This window comes from Erwinia sp. 1181_3 (assembly GCF_052824965.1).
Genome location: NZ_VTDE01000001.1, coordinates 509,160 through 525,758 on the forward strand (window position 1 = coordinate 509,160; position 16,599 = coordinate 525,758).

A 16,599-nucleotide genomic window follows, 5' to 3' on the forward strand; every position below is an offset into this window, starting at 1 on the left:
CTTATTATTGTTGTTAAATCCAGCTATTTTCCGGGAATACCTCTTTTCTGAATGAACGCCATTCCCCCCTTTCCTGAACAACGCTCATCAGCCGGTAGATCAAGTCTATATGACTATTTTCGTTGTGCGCGTGGTCAGTGCCATTACGGCACTGGCCAGGGTAAAGAGTGCGATAATCCAGCCCATGGTCCAGGGCGTGCCATCGCTAAACAGCGCCAGTAGCAGCGATGAGATAATGCCGCTGCCGTACTGCAACGATCCCACCAGTGCCGATGCCGAACCCGCCATCTCCGGCGCAGCATCCAGCGCAGCTGCGGTCGATGTTGCCGCGATAATGCCGTTCATGGAGAAGAAAACGAATACCGCCGCGATAATCAGGCCTATCCCGCCCATGCCAGACCCGGTCGCCACCGCTAATAGCAGTGCGGCAAGTGCGGCAACGGAGGCGGCACACTTAAGCAGGGTTTCCAGCGGATAGCGATGTACCAGCCGTCGGTTCACCATGCTGACCGCCATTAATCCGACAATATTCACGGCAAACAGCCAGCCGTAATGCGCGGGTTCAAAACCAAAATACGAGATGTAAACAAAGGGTGAGCCGGTAATAAACGCATAGGCCGCGACATAATAAAACGTCACGCAGAGCGTGAAGCGCATAAAGGTGGCATGCGTCAGTAAGCGGTAATAATTGCGAAAGGCACCGGACAGGGAGGCTTTCACCCGTTTTGATTCAGGCAGAGTTTCAGGCAGCCAGGCGATTGCCAGCAGCATCACGGCACCGATTATCGCCAGCAGCCAGAAAATGGCATGCCAGGAGGCGATGTGAATCATCTGCCCCCCCAGCAGCGGCCCGGCTATCGGGGCAATGGCCATGACGATCATCAGCGTGGACATCATCTGTGCCGCACGGGTGCGGCTGTAGAGATCGCGGATCATCGCCCTGGCCAGCATCGGCCCGGTACAGGCACCCAGCGCCTGAAATACCCGCCAGAAGACGATATGCACGATATCAGTGGATAAGGCACAGCCCACCGACCCCATTACAAACAGTACCATACCGATGCACATCGGCAAACGCCGACCGAAGTGATCGCTGATCGGTCCCCAGACCAGTTGAGCTATGCAAAAACCGATTAAAAAGCCGGTGATGGTCAGCTCCGCATCGCCCTGTAAATCCTTCGCCATCACGGGCATGGCGGGCAGATAAATATCGGTCGATAACGAGGTAATAGCCATTAGTGCACTGAGGATCAGTACAAAGGTAAAGCCGGTGGTTTTTGGGGTGGCTAACGGCGTATGCGCCTGAGAGTCAGTCATGACAATCCATCGGGACAGAAAGGGAGAACGGTAGAGTAGCGGTTTGCCATCAGAAGATAATGTCAGGTAATCAGGTCGTCGTTATGAGCTGAATTCATAAATGGCGATAGCGGATAATCGCACATCAACGAATTTCCAATAAAATACGCCGTTGTTATGCTGGAGCATCAGTGATGACTTATGGATGAACTCAGGGATATGTATGCCATTTAAGGAAACTAAGGATGGAAGTCTGCGCCTGATGACATTGGGTGAGATTAAGATGGCGAAAGATATTTTTCGCGACACCATAAACTACGGCAAAGTGTAGGTCCATAAAGGAAGTTACTTGCCTTTAGGCTTACAACTGCAACGCGTCTCGATGTCACCCAATGGAGAAATGTATTTTCGGGAGGATTATAGACCTGACTTCTCAAGAGCGGATATAACTCGCCAACAAACTTTTATTCATGAGCTTTCGCACGTATGGCAATATCAGAACGGCATGAAAGTGAAGTTAAGGGGGCTCGCTAGCTGGGCTGCAAAGTATGAATATGCTTTAGACAGCTGGCCGCTTAGCACTTATGGTATGGAGCAACAAGCCCAGATTATCGCGGATTATTATATCCTTACACAGCCTGACCGACGTGGTGACTGGGAGTCAAATACCTTATGTACTAACTGTGATGATTTATCCGATGAAGAATTATTGAGCCAGTATAAATACACGCTTCGATCATTCCCATGGAGTCTGTAATGAAAATCAATAATCCCCTCCTGCCCACCCTTCTCTCTTTATTGCTGACTGGCTGCTGGTTGGGGGATCACTTCCCGCCGTATGAAGTCGGGCAGGTTTCCAGAACGGACGCCGGATTCTGTTTCCAGATTAACAATGCCGGCGACTATTACGTACATTATCTTTCCATCAGAGACAGACATGCACCTGAAAGATCGGGTTTCAACCGCAAGTTACCTGCTTTAAAAGTTGCTAATAATCAGCTATGCATCCCAGACACTTACTATCAATTTCCGGACTACGGTGAAATTAACGTGGATATATCATTACGTTCTCCCACCGAAAGAAGAATGATACGCCGCATCATTATATCTGAGTTCAGGACGATAAAGGGTGTACCGCATCCCTTCGCACCGAGGGATTATTCCGTGCTAACGGTTGATTATATCCGGGAGAGGGAAAAAAACAGCGACTGACCACACCGTTGTGCAAGCCGTCGGACCGTTTCCACAGGAACTGAAGGTCGAACCCTGCAACGTATCCTGGTGCCCGGCCACCGACCGTAGTGGCCGACCTGCCGTTACGGTCGGTCATCAGTGATGACTTATGGATGAACTCAGGGATATGTATGCCATATGAAAATCAATAATCCCCTCCTGCCCGCTCTTCTCTCTTTGTTACTGACTGGCTGCTGGTTGGGAGATCACTTCCCCTCGCTTGAGATCGGACAGGTTTCCAGAACGGATGCCGGATTCTGTTTCCAGATTAACAATGCCGGCGACTATTACGCACATTACCTTTCTATCAGAGACAGAGATGCACCGCCGAGGTCGGGTTTCAACAGGGATTTCCCTGCTTTAAAAATTGCTAATAATCAGCTATGCATCCCAGACACTTACTATCAATTTCCGGAGTCCGGTGAGTTAAACGTGGAGATCTCATTACGTTCACCCACCGAGAGAAGGATGATGCGCCGCATTATTGTTTCTGAGTTCATGATGATAAAAGGTGTACCGCATCCCTTCGCGCCGCGGGATTATTCAGTGATAACAGAGGATTATAGCCGGGAGAGTGAAAACAACGACGGCTGACCAGGCCCCTGATGAATCCCCACAAAAATGAGTGGCTGATCATTCGGCTTCAGGTCTGAGGCCAGTTTGAGCACGCCGGATCGGCAACTGCCGCATCCCTGCGGGCCTCGGCACACGACGTCCTGTCGCGTGACGTCCGGCTTACCTCAAACTGGCCCCATCCCCGCAGCACCGTTGCTCGCTGTTAGTTTTAAAACTGCCACAATATGGCGATCTCTGCGGTTTATTTGGGTGAGGACATCCCACCTTAGTGGGACTTAAAATGCCGCTCAATACTGTCCAGCATATTGCTGGCACTGTAATAATCCAGACGGAACGTATCCGGGCCCATTGCATAGACCCGCTCAGCCGTTACCGGCTCCAGATGCTCAAGGAAGGGATTGGCCCTTACGCGCCCCACCGTCTCGTCGTCTGCTGAGAACAGCAACATACTCTTCCCAGTGAGACCGGCCGCCATATTCTCACCTGACAGCTGAATAATATCGTTACGCTTACCCATGCTGGTGCCGCCCTGCACGTCCGCGGGTGGCATCGCCAGCGTAAAGCCCAGTTCAGACAGCAGCTTGCCCTGTGCTGATGCCAGGGTCCACAAATTCACACCGCGGCCATCTTCATAATAAACCAGCGCGGAAACCGGCTGGGGTGGCAGCGTGATCGCCTGCTTCACCGCCTGAACCCGTTGCTCAAAACGGTCAATCACAGTGCTGGCGTCTTTCTCATGCCCGGTGATCTCCCCTAACTGTACAGCAAGCTGTTGCCAGCTTTTATCACCGTAGTCGATCACCAGCGTCGGGGCGATAGCCGACAGCTGATCGTAGAGCTTTAACGCTGAGTCACCGCCCGTGGCGGCAATCACAATCAGGTCCGGCGCCGCAGCGGCAATCGCCTCGGCGTTCGGTTCAGAAATGTAGAGGGGTTTCAGCCTGGCCTGCTTCGCCACTGCACTCCATTGTTTAAAAAAACCCTGGTCATCCGACACCGTGCTGTTACGACTGGTGCCGCCGGAACCGACCAGCGGCGCATTGATTGCCAGCAGCGTTCCGGTAATGGTGACGCTGGTGGAGACAATACGTTCCGGGGCCTTAGTCAGGGTCAGTGGCCCTTTAGGGGTTTGCAGCGTACGCGGCCAGCCCTGCTGTGCGCCTGTTGGCGCAACAGCTGCGGCCGCAGCCGGTGGTGAGGCGGGTTGCGCCTCTGAATACTGAGTTGAGCAGCTGCGGACGGATACAACAAAGATCAGTGCGGCAGCCACCAGCAGTGCACACAGCACCGGGAAGGAGAACAGTTTTTTCATCTTAGCCACTTCATTGAAAATGAGTCTTATTATCATACATTTAATGGCGGGGAATTTAAATCGCTTATGACAATGGAGAAGAGGCGGGAAAAACTGGCTTACGCTAAAAAGGCCGGGCAAGCCCGGCCTGAGTAAAAATTTACACTTTCATCCAACGCCCTTCGGCGGCAGAGAGGGCGATCGCCTCCAGCACTTTCGATACCTGCAAGCCTTCAGCAAAGTCTGGCCACATACGGTCATCGGCGGCAATCCCGTTAATCAAATCGCGCACTTCCACCGTTTTCTGATCGTTAAAGCCAATACCGTGCCCGGCAGAAATACAGAACGCCGCATAATCCGGGTGCGCCGGGCCAGTCAGAATGGTTTTAAAGCCCTGGCGACCGGCCGGGTCATCATGGATATACAGCTCCAGCTCCGCCATGCGCTCCTGGGTGTAACGGATGCTGCCTTTGGTGCCGGTCACCACGTAGGTCAGGCCCATTTTGCTGCCGCAGGCGATACGTGAGGTTTCAATCACACCGTGCGCGCCGTTAGCAAAACGCAGCAGTGCGCTAGCCTGATCTTCGTTTTCCACATCGCGCAGCTGGGACAGATTTTTCGGGTCCGGGCGCTGCTTGATGACCGTCATCATATCGCCGCTAACCTCATCAATGTTGCCCACCAGATAGTGCGCCATGTTGACAATATGCGCGGCCAGGTCGCCCAGAGCGCCGAGGCCCGCCAGCGCTTTCTGACAGTGCCAGTCCAGCGGGGTGTTCGGATTCGCCAGGTAATCTTCATTGTGCGTGCCGTAGAAGTGCACCACCTCGCCGATTTCGCCACGGGCAATAATCTCTTTCGCCAGCTGGCTGGTCGGGTTTTTCATATAGTTGAAACCCACCAGCGTTTTCACCCCGGCTTTTTCGGCTGCACGCACCATCTCTTCAGCATCGGCGACATCCAGCGCCAGGGGTTTTTCGGAGTAGACGTGTTTGCCGTGGCGAATGGCTTCCAGCGCCATCTCTTTATGCAGGAAGTTAGGGGCACAGATATCAACAACGTCGATATTTTCATCCGCAACCAGTTCACGCCAGTCTCCGGTTGAACGATTGAAGCCGAGTGTGGCCGCCTGCGCGCTGGCCAGTTCCGGGTTCACTTCCGCCAGCATCTCACGAACCAATTCCCCTTTCAGGTTGAACACGGTCGGCGCCTGAGAGTAGGCAATCGCGTGGCAGCGTCCGATATAACCGGTACCGATCAGGCCAATTCTGACTTTTTTCATGATAAATCCTTAGATGTAGGGAACAGGAAATGGAACAAAAATTCAATATTGATGAAATTTATATTTCGCAACACTGTGATTCAACGTCAAAATGAAACAAACGTGATCGCCCTGGCGAAAATGAATGTAACGCCGCTGCAAGTCCCACCGCATCCTGCAACGCAATACGCAAAGGCACGATTTTTGTGGTAAAAATCACATAGGCTTGTTCAGTATGCTGCTTTATTCAGCAGTTGAACCAAAAGCGTGAAAACAGCCTTTGACATCCCCTGCCCTGCTGGATATCATGCGCCCCGTTCCAACAATTCCTCTGTAGTTCAGTCGGTAGAACGGCGGACTGTTAATCCGTATGTCACTGGTTCGAGTCCAGTCAGAGGAGCCAAATTTAAGAAGCCCGCTCAGGGAAACCTGAGCGGGCTTTTTGTTGTTAATGATTTCGTGCCGCCGGATGACAGGCAGTGGGGAAATGTGTGAAGGGGACGTTCTCAAAGGCCGTCAGCGATGCCGAAATCCTTCCGCTCAATGGCGCAGGATTTCGGCACAGGGATCAGTCCGGATGGTGTCAGACCTTAAGCAACTTCACCGTGCTGTCGATGTCGATCTCATCTTCCGAGAAGATCAGGGTTGTTCCCTGGAAGGTGGTGATCGCCAGTTTTTTCACCGTGCGCATTTCACCCGGCTGCGTGGCTGATTTCGGCCTGATGCTGTTCATCAGTATGCCCACAGACAGCACCGTATTTTCTTTATCAATGCGCGTCTCAGCCGGGACTTCTTCGCTGTACACCAGGAAAGACTTGATCGAGGTGAGCTTCAGGCGCTCGCCCGCGATATAGATGTAGGAGCTTTCCGGGATCACTTTCACATCATAAGCGGACAGGCCTTTGCTGTTGGTGGTCGGCTCGAAAGTCACCGCCGCATCTTTCTTAATCAGCTCAGGATTGGCGATTTTAATCACATGAACATAACGGTTATCACCGTTTTCATCTTTGATAAATCCAAAGCCTTTTTCTTTAAACCAGGTTGTGATCGTGCCGTTCATCGCCATTGTCGCCTACTTAATCGTTAATCTACTCAATTTTCAGCGCGCAGTGTAAAACACAATGCCTGCGCAGACTATGCCTTTGCTGTAAGTCTGGACGATAAATTGCGGGTACGCGAGGAACGGCAGGCTGGGGAAGGCGCATAACAGGCAAAGTGACAGGTGAAATGTGAGTGAACCCTGAGCGATTGGAGAGTATGATGAACTTTCGCCACAATCCCGCTCCTCCCTCCCCCTGATCATGAAAATCGCTCATGTTGCTGTGAAATTAAATCACTTCCCCTCACCCGGTGACTCTGGCATAAAATATGCACTATAGAATGTGTGCAGACGGCTGAATGTTGGAACCTGAATAGAAAATTGCAGCTTCATGAAAAGTGCAAAAAGTAAGCTCAGGTTTGTAGCGGAAATTAGGATACCAGATTACGATGAATAATAACTTTGCGTTTACCATAAAAAAAATCTGTTTCGATGAGAATTATAATCCATCCGAAAATACGCGTATCACAACCAACTTTGCTAATCTGGCCAGAGGTTCAAAACGCCAGGAAAACCTGCGCAACGCCTTAGTGATGATGAACAATCGCTTTAATTCCCTGGCGCATGGGGATAATCCCAAAGGGGATCGTTACGCTGTCGAACTGGAAATCATCTCCGTTGAGATGAATATTGCTGTCGAAGGCAATAACGATAGCTTCCCGGTGATTGAGATTTTAAAAACCAATATTATTGATAAGAAAACAGATGAACGCATTGAAGGTATCGTAGGAAATAACTTTTCCTCTTACGTACGCGATTATGATTTTAGCGTGGTATTGCCAGAGCATAATAAAAACCAACCCGAATTTAGCATCCCCGCTAACTTTGGCGACCTGCATGGCAATATTTTTAAACGCTTTGTGGATTCAGATATCTACAAAGAAAACTTCTCCAAAGCGCCGGTGATTTGCCTGAGCGTCTCAAGCAAGAACACCTATCATCAGACGGGTTATCAGCATCCTGCTCTGGGCATCGAATACCAGCAGAATGAACTGTCCCTGACCGATCACTATTTCAATAAAATGGGCTTACAGGCGCGCTATTTCATGCCTGCAAACAGTGTTGCGCCGTTAGCTTTTTATTTCGTAGGGGATCTGGTGAATGATTACACCGATCTGGAGCTTATCGCCACCATCAGTACGATGGAGACGTTCCAGAAGATCTACCGACCAGAGATTTACAATGCGAACTCTGCAGCAGGAAAGCATTATCAACCCAACCTGACGCAGCGGGACCATTCATTAACGCTCATTACTTACGATCGCGAAGAACGTAGCCAGCTGGCTGTTGAACAAGGAAAGTTCACTGAAGAGAAGTTCATCAAACCATATCAAACTCTTCTTGAACAATGGTCTGCTGATCCCGTTCTTTGATTAAACAAATACAAGGTTTCTATTATGAAAAAGTTATTGCCCACGTCCACGGCTGGCAGCTTACCTAAGCCTTCATGGATTGCACAACCTGAGCAACTCTGGTCCCCGTGGAAATTGCAGGATCAGGAATTAGCCGACGGCAAAAAAGATGCGCTGCGTTTGTGCCTGGACGATCAACAGCAGGCCGGTATTGATATCGTCAGCGACGGTGAGCAAACACGCCAGCATTTTGTTACCACGTTTATTGAGCACCTTGAGGGTGTTGATTTTGAGAAACGTGAGATCGTTAAAATTCGCGATCGCTATGATGCAAGTGTGCCAACCGTTGTCGGCCCTGTCAGCCGCAAGAAGTCGGTGTTTGTGGAAGACGCTAAGTTTTTACGTCAGCAAACCGATAAGCCGATCAAATGGGCCTTGCCGGGCCCGATGACCATGATCGATACGCTGTATGATAACCACTATAAAAGCCGCGAAAAACTCGCCTGGGAATTTGCCAAAATTCTCAACGAAGAAGCCAAAGAGTTAGAGGCTGTCGGCGTTGATATTATCCAGTTTGATGAGCCTGCATTTAATGTTTTCTTCGATGAAGTGAATGACTGGGGTATTGCCACCCTGGAACGCGCTATCGAAGGGCTTAAATGCGAAACCGCTGTCCATATTTGCTACGGCTACGGCATCAAAGCCAATACCGACTGGAAAAAGACGCTGGGCACCGAGTGGAGACAATACGAACAGATTTTCCCGAAATTGCAAAAATCTAATATCGATATTATCTCACTCGAATGTATGAACTCGCATGTTCCTATGGAGCTGATGGAACTCATTCGCGGTAAGAAAGTGATGGTTGGTGCCATTGATGTGGCAACCAATAACATTGAGACGCCTGAAGAAGTCGCCGCGACGCTGCGCAAAGCCCTGCAGTATGTTGATGCCGACAAGCTCTATCCTTGCACCAACTGCGGCATGATCCCGTTACCGCGTGGCGTTGCACGCGGCAAGCTGGATGCATTAAGTGCAGGCGCAGAAATCGTGCGTAAAGAACTGCTGGCGAAATAACGGCGTCAGGCCGTCGATCATTTGAAACAACGCAGTCCGGATTGAGCAATCTGAACAATCCGGACTGTGCCCTCCCCCCCTGCACTTCCCTGTTTGATTTCTCCTTCTGTTCGATTATGGGATATATTGAAGGCACTCTCGTTAAATGCTCCCTTTAGAACAGGTAATATCGGCAATGGCTCTGATCCCCAAAAACTATGCGCGGCTGGAAAGCGGCTACCGTGAGAAAGCACTCAAAATCTATCCGTGGGTCTGTGGCCGCTGCGCGCGCGAGTTCGTTTATTCCAACCTGCGCGAATTAACGGTTCACCATATGGATCACGATCACACCAATAACCCGGAAGATGGCAGTAACTGGGAGTTGTTGTGCCTGTATTGCCATGACCACGAACACTCGAAGTACACCGAAGCTGACCAGTACGGTACCACCGTTGTGGCAGGAGAAGATGCGCAAAAAGACGTGGGTGCCGCCACCTACAATCCTTTTGCGGATTTACAGTCGATGCTGAAGAACAAGAAATAACAGCAGACCGGTTAGCTTTTGGAACTCTACGGACTGCCAGCATATTCAATGTGAACGGGCAGCCCGATCATTTCACCGGATGAAAAATGATAATGAATATCACTATCCGATCAGCGCGAGTTTCTGATGTAGAGCGTATTTTCGACGTCAGAACCTCGGTTATTGAAAACCATCTGAGTCGTGAAGAAATGCGCCAGATGGGGATCACTGAAAGCCTGGTGGCCGATATGATTCAGAACAGCCCTTGCGCCTGGGTTGCGGTTGAAAGCGAAAAAATCATCGGTTTCTCTATGATTTTGCCGGATGAAGGCTGCCTGTTTGCGGCATTTGTTCTCCCGGAATATGAAGGCAAGGGAGCGGGACGCAGACTGGTGATGGCCGCTGAGCAGGAATTATTTAAACACCATGATATCGCCTGGCTGGAAACCGATAAGAACAGCCGTGCTGCGAACGTTTACCTGCATCTCGGCTGGGGCAATAAAACGGATATTAATGACACTGATATCCGTTTAGAAAAGGCCAGAGGATAACGCTCTGTCAGTTAAGGATACGCATTGCGCCGGGAGACTTGCCTGTTACACGCTTAAAAGCCCGGCTGAAAGCGGCCTGTGAGGAGTAGCCCAGCCGCTGGGATACCAGGTCGACGGTGATTTTTTCTGACGATAACCAGCGGACAGCGAGGTGCATCCGTACTTCCGTGGCATACCGCAACGGTGGAATACCGATGGTGGTCTGAAACCTTTCGGCGAAGGCGGATCGGGATATATGCGATTCAGCGGCGAGTTCTGCCACGCTCCAGTCGCGGCCCGGTTCGCGGTGAATCGCCAGGATGGCCCGAGCCAGACGCGGATCGCGCAGTGCTGCAGCGAGCCCCTGGCTGGTGCCGCAACCACCCTCCACCCACCCTCTGATAAACATCGCCGCAACCACATCGGCCAGCCTGGCAAGAATCCCGGCATAGCCCACGCGCCCGGAACATATCTCACGCTTCATCGCATCCAGGATATGCATCAGTCCCGGCCAGTTAGCCCCCTTCGCATCAGCACGCATAACCTCAGGCATCACGCCTGCCAGTCGTTGCATGCTTCCCAAATCAATTTCCATGCAGCCAAAGAACAGCACGGCACCTGGCGTTTCCTGGGTGCTGGGACAGGTATCAATGCCACTCACGTTTTCATCCAGGGGTACCGTTTCAAAGTCATCGATATCCATCACGTCAGCGGCTGTTGCCGACATTAGCTGGTGCTCTCCGCCGTGAGGAATAAACAGGGCTTCCCCGGCTGAAAGCGAGAAACAATCGCCGTTTGCAGTCTGAAGCACCGCATCCCCCACCGCGACATAGTGCAGGTAAGCATGGCCGGGGCGGCTGGCGAAATTCAATCCAAACGTATTGCCCGTTTGAATACGCTGATACCGCACACCGTTAAGTCGCAGACCAGAAAGCAGTTCACTGATGAGTTCAGATGAGAGGGCAAAAGGTGAAGTCATGACCATATTCGGGTTTTCGGGTAATAAAGGAGGTTTTTAGAGCATAGCTCATCCAGCCACACCTGAATAGACTTCATCCTTTAACCCCTTTACCTGGAAACTCAGTCATGACCAATGAAGTCTCTATCAGGCAGCACAAAGCCGTATTAACCACCGATGAGCCAATCCGGCCTGCCTGGCGGGCGGTGTTTTCGTTAACCATGGGTGTTTTTGGCCTACTCACCGCTGAATACCTGCCGGCCAGTTTATTAACCCCGATGGCTCAGGATTTTGGTGTGTCCGAATCTCTTGCCGGACAGGCCGTCACGGCGACGGCGGTCATTGCGTTATTTGCCGGATTACTGGTCCCGCGATTTACGCGTGCGTTTGACAAGCGCGCCGTACTGTTGAGCTTCACTGCGTTGATGGTCTTTTCAAACCTGCTCGTGGCGCTCTCTTCAGGCATTGTCATGCTGCTGGCAATGCGCGTCTTGCTGGGTATCGCACTGGGTGGATTCTGGAGCATGGCTGCGGCGGTGGCGATGCGCCTGGTGCCAGAAAGGCTGGTGCCGCGCGCCCTGTCGATCATTTTTAGTGGTATCGCGGTAGGTACGGTGGTTGCCGTGCCGCTGGGAAGCTATCTGGGGGGGATTTGGGGCTGGCGTAGCGCCTTTATTGCCGCTGCCGCGGTGGGTGTCGTCACTTTGCTTTTCCAGTATTTCACGCTGCCCGGAATGCCACCGCTGATTCGGAGTAAAACGGCATCGGTCTTTTCTCTACTGCGACGGCCTGGTGTTAGCATCGGTATGATGGGGTGCGTGCTGGCACACACCGGCCAGTACGCGCTATTTACCTATATACGGCCTGCGCTGGAAGGTCTCGCACAGGTGGATGCCGAAGGGCTGGCGTTACTGTTGCTCGGATTTGGGCTGGCTAACTTTTGCGGGACGCTGTCGGCGGGATGGCTGATGGAACGCAGCTTGCGTTTGACGCTCATCATGATGCCCGCTCTGGTGGGTGCAGCCGCACTGGGCATGATCATCATGCCACTATCGATAGTGGGGCTCACGATGCTGGTGATGCTGTGGGGTCTGGCATTTGGCGGCGTACCGGTGGCGTGGTCAAACTGGGTCGCACGGACGCTTCCAGATGAAGCAGAGAGTGCGGGAGGTATGGTGGTCGCCGCCGTTCAATCCTCCATTGCTGCCGGTGCGGCCATCGGTGGCCTGATATATGGCATCAACGGCGTGACGGGGGTATTTATCACAGCGGCATGCATCATGTTCAGTGCCGCGCTGATTATTGCCTTCCGGGTCAGAGTCTCTTCATCACCGACAGAAACGCAAAGCAGGACATTTCACTGACACGTTAACCACGCCGGGGACATCGCGTCCGTTCAGCTAGCGGAGTAGCCCACAAGCCGTTATCAATGCGGAAAATCACAGACATCTTTTAATGTAATGGGTAAAAGCAGAAGAGGCGGGTTCTGCTTTTACCCTTGTAACAACGGAATCTACACGGTCAGTATCACACTTCCTGTTGTACGTCCGGCTTCGAGGTCAGCGTGTGCTTTCGCCGCCTGCGTCAGGGAATATTCCGCTCCGACGGGATTTTCCAGACCATTCTGCAGGGCCGCCATGAGGTCGCTGGCCCCCTGTCTGTAGAGATCGGGGTCGTCAGCATAGGCAATGGAACTTGGCCGCATCAGTGCGATTGAGCGGGCGAAGCCAAGATCCTCTACACGCACCGGTGGAATAGGCCCGGCAGGCTGACCCAGGCTTGCGACAATGCCAAAAGGGCGCACCACGCCGAGCGTTGCAGCAAGCATGTTTCCTCCAATCCCATCAATGGCAAGATGCACCCCGCGACCCTCCGTAATTTCGCGCACGGTTTCCGCCCATGCCGCATCGGTATGAAGCAGCACTTCAGCGGCCCCTGCATTCTGCACAATGTTCACTTTAGCAGCGGACCCCGTTGTCCCAATCACCCTGGCACCTTTCATGGTTGCCCAGCGGGTGACAATCTGGCCCAGACCGCCCGCGGCAGAATGAACCAGCAGCCAGTCACCCGCTTTAACCTCCCGTACCTTGTGAAGCAACATATGTGCGGTAAGCCCCCTCAGCATCGAGCTTCCGGCGGTCCGAATCGTTACCCCATCGGGTATTTTAATGAGCCGACTGGCAGGGATATTCCTGAGTGCTGTATAGGCTCCCATCGGGTTCCCGGTATAAGCAACGCGGTCCCCGGGGATAAATGCGCGAACGTTATGCCCCACGGCCGTTACCACTCCGCCCCCTTCAAAGCCGGGCACTGTCGGGGAAGAGGACAAAGGGTAAAGCCCTGAACGGAAGTAAATATCCACAAAGTTGACGCCGATCACCTCATGCTGAATCTGAACTTCATCGGGGCCCGGTTCATTCTGCGTCATTTCAATGGCTTTAAGGACGTCGGGACCGCCCGGCTGACTGATAACGATGGCTACTGACATATTGCTGTCCTCACTGTTTACGTGAGAAAAATTATAAAGTCGTTTATGTCAGGAAAAATACGGGTATAAAAGAACCATGTATGTGTAAAAATGCACAAGGAAAGAGTGAATGGACTGGCAGGATTTACATTACTTTCTTGCTCTGGCCCGCTGGGGTTCCATGTCCGCTGCGGCAAAAGAGCTTCACGTTGACCATGCCACCGTAAGCCGCCGCATCGCCGCCCTCGAAACTTCGCTCGGCCTTCGTCTTACTGAACGATTGCCCCGGCGTACCGCGCTGACGGAACAAGGCAAAGTCATCGCCTCTTTGGCTGATGAAATGAACAGGATTGCCGACCGGGTGGGTATACAGGCGAAGTCGCTGTCTGCTGCGCCAGCGGCGGCTGTCAGGATCAGCGCATCCCCGGCGGTGGCTGCACAGCTGATTGCACCGGCCGTGGCTGAGTTTACGCAGCGTCACCCGACTATCTCACTCTCATTATCAGGCGTATCCCATCATGTTCAACTGAACAAAGGCGAGGCTGATATCGCGGTCCGTCTGACAAGACCGGATGATCCCGATTTGCTGACGCGCCGTATCGGGACGATGCGTTTCGGTCTGTATGCTTCACCTTGCTGGCTGGATAAGCCGCCCGACAGTTGGGTATTCATTGCCTACGAGAACTCGCTGGATCATGTGACGCAGCAGCAATGGCTGGAATCCCTGCTGGACGGAAGGCGGATTATATTCAGGGCCAGCGACCTGATGGCACAGCAGCAGGCTGCAAGGAGTGGGCTGGGCGTGGTGACGTTACCCTGCTTTATGGGGGACAATGACAGCTCGCTGATAAAACTGCCTGTCAGTTCGCGCCCCCCAGGCAGGAGCATGTGGCTGGTTGCCTATCCAGAGTACAGACGCGATCCCTTCGCGGTGATGGTCATGGAATTTCTGGCTGATGTTATTGGCAAGGCATGTCCGCCTGACAGAACGCCCTGAACCGTGATGTGGGTGACTTCTTCCATGGAGTATATTGACCAGCCCCCGGGTTATTAACGTATCGCGATGTTGGCTGTGAATTCAACCGATGGATCCAACACAATAAACCGTTGAACTCACATAACATTTGAGACATTAATAACAATATCCTCCCAACTCCCTGCCCGGACGGGCCATCAGCCCAACTTCTTTAACCAGCATCGCCGAACCATCAGAAGAGGCGTTTCGGGCCTCTGCGGAGGGGTCTTATGGCAAGGGCACAGAGCTTAGATGCGCAGCTCTGTTAACTCTCTCAGGTTATGACTCAAGAGTGCCTCCGAACATGCGCATAGTATTGAGCTGATCGATGCTATAAGGCCGGGAAATCCAGTCACTGTCGAACTGCTCAACGCCGAATTCTTCATGATTAATACCATTTATGGCAATAATTCGACCATTAGGAAGTTCAACCTGATAGTTAGGCCTGACGCCTGTTCCTGACATACCGATACGTATACAGATATTCTTGTCATTTACTTTCGGATCTTCAGATTTTCTGCGTCGTTCCGCAAGATCGCGTGCAGCCGACTTCATCTTTTCGAAATGATCTAAAGGGATATCCTTAAAATTACCGTCCCATGACTTATCCATACAGCCTCCTAAAACTCAGATTAATGCGCCGCATTTGCAGCAATGTCGTCAGGCGCGAATGATAACTTCAATACTATCGACTGAAACCTCATACTTTTTAGATAACAGTATCTTCGCTTGCTGAATTGTTATCCCTTCTGGGAAAGGATCTTCCTCAAGTACAGCCTTAGGTGGCTCAATCGTCACTTCAGGCATCTTTTTGAATTTTAGTTTATTTTCCTCAATACCCAATTCAAAAAGTGATGAGTAAGCAACGGGGTTTCGAGCGCCATCCCACATGTCCGGGTATGCTACTTCAGCGTACTGGCTGACTTTGACTAGCCATCTTTTAGGATGCTTTCCATCCCATTCAGGGGAAAGTAGGACGTCCGATATCATGCCAACAAAAAAGGCGTATTTGTGCGGGGCGGTTACGGTTCCCCAGTCGTCATTATGATTATCAGCAGGGTCTCTGTTCTGTACACAAACCACGTATTTACAACGCGATGCACGTTTTTCACTGAGAACCCAGGCGCTAGATCCTCCATCACTTATCAGACGATCAAGACCACGGGCAGTGAATACAACCAGAGCTGAATCGCTCATATACATCTCCTTAGTAAAGTATTAGTCAACTATATACATAAAAATAGATAGTCAACATAATGCAATAAAAAGTATATAAATGCATGTGAAAGTATCTTGGAGCAAGCCATTAAACTGGTTTTAAGCAGGAGTTCTGGACGTCGTGGTTAGAATTTGTGGGTTTCTGACACTTACCGTCAGACTCGTAAGCTTCACTGAACCGACAGATGCGGCGTTTCAATCTGGTGGCAGAGGTCTGAAGGTTCATTCAGAACGCTCAGCGCAACAGGCATAGCATCCCTGTTTCGCATTGTGTATCTGGATATAACTAATCAGCGGATCGGCAAAAAAAAGGCCAATAAGATTTTCAGAAAATTGTCCCTCACAGATATCTGCCCGTCTTAAAAAGTGATTTTCATCATAGGCCCGCAATGACAGCACTCTGGTTTTCATCACCTCAGGTAATTCATTGAGGTAAATGCCTTGTTGGGTACATACCTCCCATATATAGATGGCATGAGAGCCGAAATAAGGGGTATCTGCAGGCTGGTAGATGTGGTTGATCAGAAGCGCGGTTTCGCCAGCAGGGATATCGCACAACGAGATTCTGTCGGGATAGCCGGGGTAGCTCACTACCGTTTTTCTGATGGCACCGTATCTTTTTAGATAGGTATCGCTCTGTCCAAAAAGATGGGTAAACTGCTCGGCTCTCAGGCCAGAAATTCTGTATTTCATCATGTCTCCTGTGGTTTTCAGCATGACATTA

18 protein-coding genes and 1 tRNA gene are annotated in these 16,599 nt (G+C 51.5%); 10 read left to right on the forward strand and 9 right to left on the reverse strand.

The window, feature by feature from the left end:
- Positions 1-105 precede the first annotated feature (105 nt).
- Positions 106-1,317 carry a multidrug effflux MFS transporter gene (locus tag FY046_RS02335; protein ID WP_446185699.1) on the reverse strand — a complete coding sequence of 404 codons (1,212 nt, stop codon included), beginning with the start codon at positions 1,315-1,317 and terminating at the stop codon, positions 106-108.
- 328 nt (positions 1,318-1,645) lie between these two features.
- Here FY046_RS02335 and FY046_RS02340 point away from each other — a divergent pair, with 328 nt between their 5' ends.
- The 3 genes from FY046_RS02340 (at position 1,646) to FY046_RS02350 (ending at position 3,123) form a co-directional block, all read left to right on the forward strand.
- Complete coding sequence (locus FY046_RS02340) at positions 1,646-2,053, forward strand: type IV secretion protein Rhs (RefSeq protein WP_446185700.1); 408 nt, start codon at positions 1,646-1,648, stop codon at positions 2,051-2,053.
- Entirely contained in the window at positions 2,053-2,508 is a 456-nt protein-coding gene (locus FY046_RS02345; protein ID WP_212812992.1) for a putative T6SS immunity periplasmic lipoprotein, read from the forward strand. Before FY046_RS02340 ends, FY046_RS02345 begins: the two co-directional genes overlap by 1 nt.
- A gap of 159 nt (positions 2,509-2,667) precedes the next feature.
- Positions 2,668-3,123 carry a putative T6SS immunity periplasmic lipoprotein gene (locus FY046_RS02350; protein ID WP_446185701.1) on the forward strand — a complete coding sequence of 152 codons (456 nt, stop codon included), beginning with the start codon at positions 2,668-2,670 and terminating at the stop codon, positions 3,121-3,123.
- Between the two features lie 247 nt (positions 3,124-3,370).
- Here FY046_RS02350 and fepB read toward each other — a convergent pair whose 3' ends face one another.
- A complete protein-coding gene (gene fepB / locus FY046_RS02355) occupies positions 3,371-4,417 on the reverse strand; it encodes a Fe2+-enterobactin ABC transporter substrate-binding protein (protein ID WP_446185702.1) in 1,047 nt (348 codons plus the stop codon).
- Between the two features lie 139 nt (positions 4,418-4,556).
- Positions 4,557-5,678 (reverse strand): Gfo/Idh/MocA family protein, encoded by a 1,122-nt coding sequence (locus tag FY046_RS02360; protein WP_133841626.1) that lies wholly within the window; start codon positions 5,676-5,678, stop codon positions 4,557-4,559.
- Positions 5,679-5,984: 306 nt separating this feature from the next.
- Between FY046_RS02360 and FY046_RS02365 the strand changes: the two genes are divergently transcribed.
- Positions 5,985-6,060 (forward strand) — tRNA-Asn (locus tag FY046_RS02365).
- 180 nt (positions 6,061-6,240) lie between these two features.
- Here FY046_RS02365 and FY046_RS02370 read toward each other — a convergent pair.
- Positions 6,241-6,723 carry a cold-shock protein gene (locus tag FY046_RS02370; protein WP_446185703.1) on the reverse strand — a complete coding sequence of 161 codons (483 nt, stop codon included), beginning with the start codon at positions 6,721-6,723 and terminating at the stop codon, positions 6,241-6,243.
- A gap of 422 nt (positions 6,724-7,145) precedes the next feature.
- On the opposite strand from FY046_RS02370, the gene FY046_RS02375 reads away from it, so the two are divergent.
- From FY046_RS02375 to FY046_RS02390, 4 genes are all read left to right on the forward strand, one after another.
- Complete coding sequence (locus tag FY046_RS02375) at positions 7,146-8,129, forward strand: DUF1852 domain-containing protein (protein ID WP_133841624.1); 984 nt, start codon at positions 7,146-7,148, stop codon at positions 8,127-8,129.
- Positions 8,130-8,153: 24 nt separating this feature from the next.
- Complete coding sequence (locus FY046_RS02380) at positions 8,154-9,185, forward strand: methionine synthase (protein ID WP_133841623.1); 1,032 nt, start codon at positions 8,154-8,156, stop codon at positions 9,183-9,185.
- 175 nt (positions 9,186-9,360) lie between these two features.
- A complete protein-coding gene (gene yajD, locus FY046_RS02385) occupies positions 9,361-9,708 on the forward strand; it encodes an HNH nuclease YajD (protein ID WP_339458012.1) in 348 nt (115 codons plus the stop codon).
- Between the two features lie 92 nt (positions 9,709-9,800).
- The gene (locus tag FY046_RS02390; RefSeq protein WP_167863690.1) at positions 9,801-10,238 is read left to right on the forward strand and encodes a GNAT family N-acetyltransferase; all 438 of its coding nucleotides are present in this window, start codon (positions 9,801-9,803) and stop codon (positions 10,236-10,238) included.
- A 7-nt stretch (positions 10,239-10,245) separates the two neighbouring features.
- On the opposite strand, the gene FY046_RS02395 is transcribed toward FY046_RS02390, so the two are convergent.
- A complete protein-coding gene (locus tag FY046_RS02395) occupies positions 10,246-11,196 on the reverse strand; it encodes an AraC family transcriptional regulator (protein ID WP_339458013.1) in 951 nt (316 codons plus the stop codon).
- A gap of 107 nt (positions 11,197-11,303) precedes the next feature.
- Here FY046_RS02395 and FY046_RS02400 point away from each other — a divergent pair, with 107 nt between their 5' ends.
- Entirely contained in the window at positions 11,304-12,539 is a 1,236-nt protein-coding gene (locus tag FY046_RS02400) for an MFS transporter (protein WP_446185704.1), read from the forward strand.
- Positions 12,540-12,688: 149 nt separating this feature from the next.
- Here FY046_RS02400 and FY046_RS02405 read toward each other — a convergent pair whose 3' ends face one another.
- Positions 12,689-13,663, reverse strand: coding sequence for a quinone oxidoreductase family protein (locus FY046_RS02405; protein ID WP_446185705.1), 975 nt, complete (start codon positions 13,661-13,663; stop codon positions 12,689-12,691).
- Positions 13,664-13,772: 109 nt separating this feature from the next.
- On the opposite strand from FY046_RS02405, the gene FY046_RS02410 reads away from it, so the two are divergent.
- Positions 13,773-14,639, forward strand: coding sequence for a LysR family transcriptional regulator (locus FY046_RS02410; RefSeq protein WP_133841617.1), 867 nt, complete (start codon positions 13,773-13,775; stop codon positions 14,637-14,639).
- Positions 14,640-14,936: 297 nt separating this feature from the next.
- On the opposite strand, the gene FY046_RS02415 is transcribed toward FY046_RS02410, so the two are convergent.
- From FY046_RS02415 to FY046_RS02425, 3 genes are all read right to left on the reverse strand, one after another.
- On the reverse strand, positions 14,937-15,269 hold the full coding sequence (locus tag FY046_RS02415) for a hypothetical protein (protein ID WP_171149178.1): 333 nt from the start codon (positions 15,267-15,269) through the stop codon (positions 14,937-14,939).
- A 48-nt stretch (positions 15,270-15,317) separates the two neighbouring features.
- A complete protein-coding gene (locus FY046_RS02420; RefSeq protein ID WP_171149177.1) occupies positions 15,318-15,854 on the reverse strand; it encodes a hypothetical protein in 537 nt (178 codons plus the stop codon).
- Between the two features lie 243 nt (positions 15,855-16,097).
- Positions 16,098-16,568, reverse strand: a complete 471-nt coding sequence (locus tag FY046_RS02425) for a DUF1203 domain-containing protein (RefSeq protein WP_446185706.1) — start codon at positions 16,566-16,568, stop codon at positions 16,098-16,100.
- Positions 16,569-16,599 lie beyond the last annotated feature (31 nt).

What these genes read in the sequence shown, in the direction of transcription:
- FY046_RS02335 (WP_446185699.1), bottom strand. Translation starts at nt 1,317, where the DNA reads ATGACTGACTCTCAGGCGCATACGCCGTTAGCCACCCCAAAAACCACC.
- FY046_RS02405 (WP_446185705.1), bottom strand. Translation starts at nt 13,663, where the DNA reads ATGTCAGTAGCCATCGTTATCAGTCAGCCGGGCGGTCCCGACGTCCTT.
- FY046_RS02420 (WP_171149177.1), bottom strand. Translation starts at nt 15,854, where the DNA reads ATGAGCGATTCAGCTCTGGTTGTATTCACTGCCCGTGGTCTTGATCGT.
- yajD (WP_339458012.1), top strand. Translation starts at nt 9,361, where the DNA reads ATGGCTCTGATCCCCAAAAACTATGCGCGGCTGGAAAGCGGCTACCGT.
- FY046_RS02395 (WP_339458013.1), bottom strand. Translation starts at nt 11,196, where the DNA reads ATGACTTCACCTTTTGCCCTCTCATCTGAACTCATCAGTGAACTGCTT.
- FY046_RS02345 (WP_212812992.1), top strand. Translation starts at nt 2,053, where the DNA reads ATGAAAATCAATAATCCCCTCCTGCCCACCCTTCTCTCTTTATTGCTG.
- fepB (WP_446185702.1), bottom strand. Translation starts at nt 4,417, where the DNA reads ATGAAAAAACTGTTCTCCTTCCCGGTGCTGTGTGCACTGCTGGTGGCT.
- FY046_RS02370 (WP_446185703.1), bottom strand. Translation starts at nt 6,723, where the DNA reads ATGGCGATGAACGGCACGATCACAACCTGGTTTAAAGAAAAAGGCTTT.
- FY046_RS02415 (WP_171149178.1), bottom strand. Translation starts at nt 15,269, where the DNA reads ATGGATAAGTCATGGGACGGTAATTTTAAGGATATCCCTTTAGATCAT.
- FY046_RS02410 (WP_133841617.1), top strand. Translation starts at nt 13,773, where the DNA reads ATGGACTGGCAGGATTTACATTACTTTCTTGCTCTGGCCCGCTGGGGT.
- FY046_RS02360 (WP_133841626.1), bottom strand. Translation starts at nt 5,678, where the DNA reads ATGAAAAAAGTCAGAATTGGCCTGATCGGTACCGGTTATATCGGACGC.
- FY046_RS02380 (WP_133841623.1), top strand. Translation starts at nt 8,154, where the DNA reads ATGAAAAAGTTATTGCCCACGTCCACGGCTGGCAGCTTACCTAAGCCT.
- FY046_RS02425 (WP_446185706.1), bottom strand. Translation starts at nt 16,568, where the DNA reads ATGAAATACAGAATTTCTGGCCTGAGAGCCGAGCAGTTTACCCATCTT.
- FY046_RS02350 (WP_446185701.1), top strand. Translation starts at nt 2,668, where the DNA reads ATGAAAATCAATAATCCCCTCCTGCCCGCTCTTCTCTCTTTGTTACTG.
- FY046_RS02400 (WP_446185704.1), top strand. Translation starts at nt 11,304, where the DNA reads ATGACCAATGAAGTCTCTATCAGGCAGCACAAAGCCGTATTAACCACC.
- FY046_RS02375 (WP_133841624.1), top strand. Translation starts at nt 7,146, where the DNA reads ATGAATAATAACTTTGCGTTTACCATAAAAAAAATCTGTTTCGATGAG.
- FY046_RS02390 (WP_167863690.1), top strand. Translation starts at nt 9,801, where the DNA reads ATGAATATCACTATCCGATCAGCGCGAGTTTCTGATGTAGAGCGTATT.